Source organism: Piscinibacter sp. (assembly GCF_050175855.1).
Classification (GTDB): Bacteria; Pseudomonadota; Gammaproteobacteria; order Burkholderiales; family Burkholderiaceae_C; genus Piscinibacter.
In genome coordinates this window covers 1-6018 of the sequence record NZ_JBFXIO010000324.1, presented here as the reverse complement: position 1 = coordinate 6018, position 6018 = coordinate 1, and the positions used below count along the sequence as shown (strand labels likewise).

The 6018-nt window shown below is 74.9% G+C and carries 4 protein-coding genes; all 4 read right to left on the bottom strand.

The window, feature by feature from the left end; translation table 11 throughout:
- A partial coding sequence (locus AB7U92_RS20270) for an ABC transporter ATP-binding protein (protein ID WP_428581194.1) occupies window positions 1–1614 on the bottom strand: 1614 nt, incomplete at its 3' end.
- On the bottom strand, window positions 1611–2831 hold the full coding sequence (locus tag AB7U92_RS20265) for a phosphotransferase family protein (RefSeq protein WP_428581191.1): 1221 nt from the start codon (window positions 2829–2831) through the stop codon (window positions 1611–1613). The genes AB7U92_RS20265 and AB7U92_RS20270, both read right to left, overlap by 4 nt.
- Window positions 2828–4096, bottom strand: a complete 1269-nt coding sequence (locus AB7U92_RS20260; protein ID WP_428581188.1) for a phosphotransferase — start codon at window positions 4094–4096, stop codon at window positions 2828–2830. Before AB7U92_RS20260 ends, AB7U92_RS20265 begins: the two co-directional genes overlap by 4 nt.
- On the bottom strand, window positions 4093–6018 hold a 1926-nt coding region (locus AB7U92_RS20255; protein ID WP_428581185.1), incomplete at its 5' end, for a heparinase II/III family protein. The genes AB7U92_RS20260 and AB7U92_RS20255, both read right to left, overlap by 4 nt.

Sequence of the window (6018 nt, the reverse complement as noted above, 5' to 3'; positions counted from 1 at the left end):
CGTCTCGGTGATCAGCCGCGCCGACACGGAGTCGATGGACGCGGTGGGCTCGTCCATCGCCAGGATGGCCGGCTCCTTGACCAGCGCGCGCGCCAGGCACAGGCGCTGGCGCTGGCCGCCGGACAGCGTGGCGCCGCGCTCGCCGAGCTCGGTGTCGTAGCCTTGCGGCAGGTCGACGATGAACTCGTGCGCGCGGGCGGCACGCGCGGCCGCCTCCACCGCCTCGGGCGGCGCATCGGGCCGGCCGTAGGCGATGTTCTCGCGCACCGAGGTGCCGAACAGCAGGTTCTCCTGCAGCACGATGCCGATCTCGCGGCGCAGGCTCTCGCGGCGGTAGCGGCGGATGTCGATGCCGTCGATCAGCACGCGGCCGGCGCTCGGTTCGTACAGGCGCAGCAGCAGGTTGACCAGCGTCGACTTGCCCGCACCCGACGGCCCGACCAGCGCCACGCGCTCTCCGGCGGCGATGCGCAGGTTCAGCCCCTGGAGCACCGGCTTGCCGCCGGCGTAGGCGAAGGAGACGTCCTCGAAGACGATCTCGCCGGCCGGGCGCACCAGCTCGATGGCGTCGGGCGCATCCTCGATCTCGGGCTGCAGGTCGAGGATCTCGGCCACGCGCTGCGCGCTCACGCCGGCGCGCGAGAACTTCGCGGCCAGCCGGCCGAGGTCGCGCACCGGCTTGTACAGGCTGGTGACGTAGCCGACGAACACCAGCAGCTCGCCGGGCGTGAGCCGGCCGGCCAGCACCTCGCGCGCGCCGAGCAGCACGGTGATCGCCGTGCCCAGCGCGCTGACCACCGCGATGGCCTTGGCGATGGCGCCGGCGCTGCGCGTGCTGCGCATGCCGCTGTCGTAGCTGGCCTCGATCTCGCGGCGGAAGCGGTCTTCCTCGTAGCCCTGGCGGCCGAAGGCCTGCACCAGCGCGATCGCGCCGAGCACCTCGTTCAGCCGCGAGGTCATGCGGCCTTCGTGGCGGCGCTGCTCGCGCACCGTGGCCTTGACGCGGCGGTTGAGCCGGTAGATCACCGCCAGCAGCGGCGGCAGCGTGGCGCAGACCACCAGCGCGAGCTGCCAGTTCAGCATGAACATCACGGCCAGCATCGCCGCCAGCGTGAGCGCGTGGCGCGCCAGCGTCAGCGCCCATTCGGAGAACATGTCGCGCAGCAGGTTGGTGTCGCCCGCCACCTTGGTGATCAGCTCGCCGCTGCGCGCGCCCTGGTGGTAGGCCAGCGACAGGCTCTGCAGCTGTGCGAACAGCGCCGCGCGCAGCCGCCAGGTGATGCGGTGGCCGATCTGTGCGCTGCAGTAGAGCTGCAGGTAGGCGAAACCGCCGGCCAGCAACGCGATCGCGGCGATGGCGCCGGCCGAGGCCAGCAGCGCCGGCCACGGGCCGAGTGCCAGCAGCGGCTGCAGCACGGCCATCGACGGCGGCAGCGCGTGGCCGAGCAGCACGTGGTCGAAGATGATCTTCAGCGGCCACGGCGCCAGCACCTCGGCCAGCACCACGCCGAGCAGGCCGAGAACGGCCAGCAGCAGCGCGCCGCGCTGCTCGGCCAGCGCGCTGCGAACGATGGCGCGCAGCCGCTCACCGGCGGGAGTGTTCGGGGTCGTCATGCGAGGGTCTCCGCGGAGTCGGGGGCGGCCAGCGTCTCGGCGCGCGCCAGGCGGCGCTCCGCCTCGGCCGACCAGCCCGGCAGCTGGAACACGAAGGCGCGGCTGGCCTGCAGCAACGCCTGCAGCGCGCGGTGCCAGCGCAGCCTCTCGCGGCCGAAGCGATGCGGCGCCGCCTCGGCGTAGGCGGCGGTCAGCGCCGCGCCGAAGTCCGGCCGGGCAGGAAGCCGCGTCACGAAGGCGGCCAGGTCCTCCATCGGGTCGCCGAGCGCGAATTCGTCGAAGTCGTGGAAGACGATGCGGCCGCCTGCGGCCACGTCGACGCCGACCTGCCCGGCATGGAAGTCGCCGTGGATCAGGCCGGGCTCGTGGTCGGGCAGCGTGGCGCCGCTGCGCTCCAGCACGTCGGCCACGCGGGCGGCGCGGTCGGCGAGCATTGGCAGCGCGCGGCCGAGCTTGCGCGCGCGGCGCCAGGCCTCGGCCGTCCAGTGCGCCAGGTCGTGCCGCGTCTCGACACCGGCGATGCGGCAGCCATGCAGCGCCGCCAGCGCGCGGGCCAGACGGCCGGGCAGGTCGCCGGTGCGGCTGCCGGCCAGCAGGTCGGGCAGCGGCACTCCGGGCGCGCGCGCCTGCCAGACGCTGCGCGTGGCCGCATGCCAGCGCAGCGGCTCGGCCACCGCGGGCGCGGCCGGTTCCTGTTGCGCCAGCGTCCACACGTGGCGGAAGCGCTCGTGGATGTGTGCACCGCGGTCGTCGGCGAAGGTCTTGGCGTACAGCGTCGCGCCGGCCTGCGCGTAGCGCAGCGTGGCGCGCTGCTCGGGCTCCCAGCGCAGCACGTCGACCGCGGCCGGCGCATCGCCGCGCCAGGTCAGCGCGCGCCGCGCGTCGAGCAGCTCGCGCAGCTGGGGCAGGCCGGGGTCGGCCGGCCAGGGCCACAGCAGCATGTCCAGCGGCGGCACCGCCACCGTAGCCGGGCCGCTGACGGGCAGCGCGGCGAGGCTGGCACCGTCGCGCCAGGTCTTGGCGTACCAGCGCTGCGTGCGGCCGTCACGCAGCGCCAGCTCGTAGACGGCGGTCAGCGGGTGTGGGTGGCGCCGCTTCGAGGCGCTGCGCCGCGCCTGCAGGATGCGCACCTCGGCGATATCCGGTGCGCCGGGCAGCCAGGCGGCGAGCATGTCGCGCATCCGCGCCGTGTCGAGGCACAGGTCGATCGGGTTCATGCGGGCTCCGCCCACGGCGATTGCGCCCACTCGGCGGCCAGCGCGATCAGGCGTGGCGCGATCGCCAGGCGCCCCGGCTTGAGGTTGACCACGCAGCGCCAGGCGCGCTGGGTCAGCAGCTGCCAGGCGGTGGCCCAGGCCAGCGCGGGCGCCGCCGGCACGCTGCCGCTGCCGCGTGCGTAGCCGTCCAGCAGCGCGGCCCAGGCGCCGGCATCACGCTGCTCGCGGGCGCCGGCCAGCACGGCGCGGTAGGCGCCGTCGGCGCACCAGCTGCCGAGTTCGAGCAGCGCCGGTGCGCGGCGGGCGCCGTCGAGGTCGATCAGGGTGAGCGTCGTACCGTCGACCAGCACGTTGCGAGGGTGCAGGTCGCCGTGCAGCGTGGCGCCGGGCTGGCCGTCGAGCCAGGGCAGCCCGCGTGCGAGCGCGCCCACGGCGCGCCGCAGCTCGCGCTGCGAGCCGGGCAGCACCAGCGCGAGCGTGTCGCCGACCTCGGCCAGCCGCGCGCGCAGTGCGGCGCCGTCGAGCCGGCGCGCCAGCTCGATCGGGGCATGGTGCAGCGCGGCCAGCTGCTCGCCCAGCGGCGCGGCGAAACGTGCGGCCTGGGGATGGTCGAGCAGGGCGATGCCGGGGGCGGCAGCCTGCCAGTGCAGCTGGGCCTGCGGCTGCCACAGCAGCGCGGCCGGCGTGCGCAGCCGGCCGGCGCGCCAGGCCGGCGTGGCCTGCAGCGCGGCCAGGATGCCGTGCGCCGTGGCGCCATCGGGCTCGCGGCTGGCCTTGGCGAAGACGGTGGCCTCGCGCGGCGCGCCGTCGCGCTGCCAGCACAGCGCCACGCGTGCCGTCAGGCGCTGCTCGGGCACGTACTGCACCACGTCCACGCGTTGCGACTGCAGTTGCGCGCCAGGGCCGTCGATCGCCTCCAGCAGCTCGGGCAGCCAGCGCGCCGACAAGGCCGCGCCGTCGTCGAGCACGCGCGGGGCGTCGAGCTTGCGGTCGTGCGGCCACCAGGCGAGCTGCAGCACGCCGCCCTCGCGCAGCCGGGCGGCGACGCGGCGCTCGAGACGCTCGCCGTCGCCCGTGTCTCGCAGCGAGAGGCGGTAGCTGATCGAGGCGTTGCGCCTCGGCCGGTACTTGATCCGCTCGACCTCGCAGCCCTCGACATGCAGGCCCTGGCCACGCAGATGCAGCGCGAACCCGTGCGCCATCGAAGCTGCGTCCAGCAGCCCCGCCAGCGTGGGCAGCACCGGGTCGAAGGGCAGCGTGTTCACGCGGCCACCTCCGTCGCGAGCGCGACGGTGCGCGAGCCGTCGCGCAGCGTCGCGCCCGCATGCGACACGGCGCGCACGACGCGGCCGTCGGCGCCGATGCGCCAGTGCAGCCAGCGGCCGGTGAAGACCAGCTCGCCGATGCGCCAGCTGCGGGCGGCGGCGCTGCGGGCGTGGAACCAGCCGTCGTGCCAGTCGAGGTCGTCGGCGCGCAGCCGGATGTCGAGCGCGAGTGCTTCGCTGCCGTCGTCGGCGCGGGCGGGCAGGGCGCTCACCGCGGCCTGCGCCGGGCGGCCGCGCCACGGCAGCAGCACGCTGTCGAACTCGGCGTCGCGCGCCCGATGCCGCGTCAGCAAGGCCGGGGCGGGTTGCTTGTGGCCGTAGCGTGCCGACACCCAGGCGTCGGCAACCAGCGGCTGCTGGCCGGCGCGCGGCAGCTGCGCGATCACCAGGCCGGGGCTGGCCAGCACGCCGTCGCGGCCGAGCGCGCAGCCGCCTTCGGCGTGGGCGCCGAGCTGGAACTTGAGCGCGTAGTCGTGCACGGTCGGCGCGCGCAGCGTGTCGGCGACGATCCAGTAGCGGCGGTCGACGAAGACGATGCAGCGCTCGTGCACCGCGTCGTAGGCGTGGCTGATGCAGCGGCCGTTCAGCAGGTCGAGGTGCTCGCCGTCGAGCGACTCGAGCAGCGTGCAGTCGGGCGCGGGCCCGGCCACCTTGTGGCGCACCGCGCCCTGGGCGTGGCGAGACGGCTCCTTGACCGGGCGCGGCTCGTACAGCGTCTGCGTGCGGCCGTCCACGCACACCGTGCTGTGCGCCGCGGTGTGGCGAAAGTGCACGCGCCAGTTCACTTCGCCGGCCTCGCTGTAGGTGTAGCGCCCGGGGTCGACCACCAGCGGCCGGCCGCAGGCGGCGAGCTCGAACGACAGCGCGTCGAAGTGCCCGTGGTTGCCTTCGCCGAGCGGGCCGCAGTCGAACACCAGGTGCTGCGCATGGCGACCCCAGCCGCTGCGCAGCACGTGGTAGCCGCTGGCCGCGAAGTGGGCGTTGCGCGAGGCCGGCTCGTGGCCCTGCGCGCCTTGGGTGGCGACGAAGCGCAGGTCGTCGCGACCGAACAGCTGCGCGCCCTGCAGCAGCAGCGGCTCGAAGCCGCGGGCGTCGCCGTCGGAGAAGCTCGGCATGCCGCCGCCGGGCTGGTGCACCGCGAGCGCGAAGTCGAAGGCGCGCTGCAGCGCGGCGTCGAAGGCCGCCGGCACCGCCACGCCGCTGTGCGCGGCGAGTTGGCGCACCTGCATCCAGTTGCGCAGCGCGAGGTGGTGGTAGTCGGTCGAGAGCTCGCAGTGCACGCCGTCGGCGAGCAGGTCGGCTTCGGCGTTGGCCAGCGTCTGCGCCAGCGCGAACTCGCGCCAGCGCCTGCTGGCCGCGAACTCGGGGAACACCACGCCGGCCAGGAAGATCGCCAGCAGCTCCAGCGTGCGGTGGTTGCGCTTGGGCGTGAGGTTCGCGCAGAGGAACTCCACCTGGCCGTGCAGCGAGTGCAGCACGCGGCGGAAGAAGGCCGCGTCGACCGGCGCGCCGTGGCGGTCGTGCATCACGAAGCCGTGCAGCGCGTAGATCCAGTTCTGCACGCGCCGGCCGGTCACGTCAGCGGCGATGAAGCCCAGCGGCACCTGCGCCATCCAGCCGTCGAGCAGAGCCATCCAGCGCGCCGCGTAGCGCGGGTCGCCGCTGGCCTGCCAGGCCTGGGCGAGGCCGGCTGCGTAGTAGAACTTGTGCAGCAGGATGTGCCACTCGACGTCGCTGCTGGGATTGGCCAGCCAGTCGATCGGGTCGGGGAGGCGGTGCGGCTGCCCGACGACCTCGAAGCGGCCGTGCAGCACGCCCTCGATGCGCTCGGCGGTGATCACATCCGGGGCGAACACCGGCGC

What these genes read in the sequence shown, in the direction of transcription:
- AB7U92_RS20265 (WP_428581191.1), bottom strand. Translation starts at nt 2,831, where the DNA reads ATGAACCCGATCGACCTGTGCCTCGACACGGCGCGGATGCGCGACATG.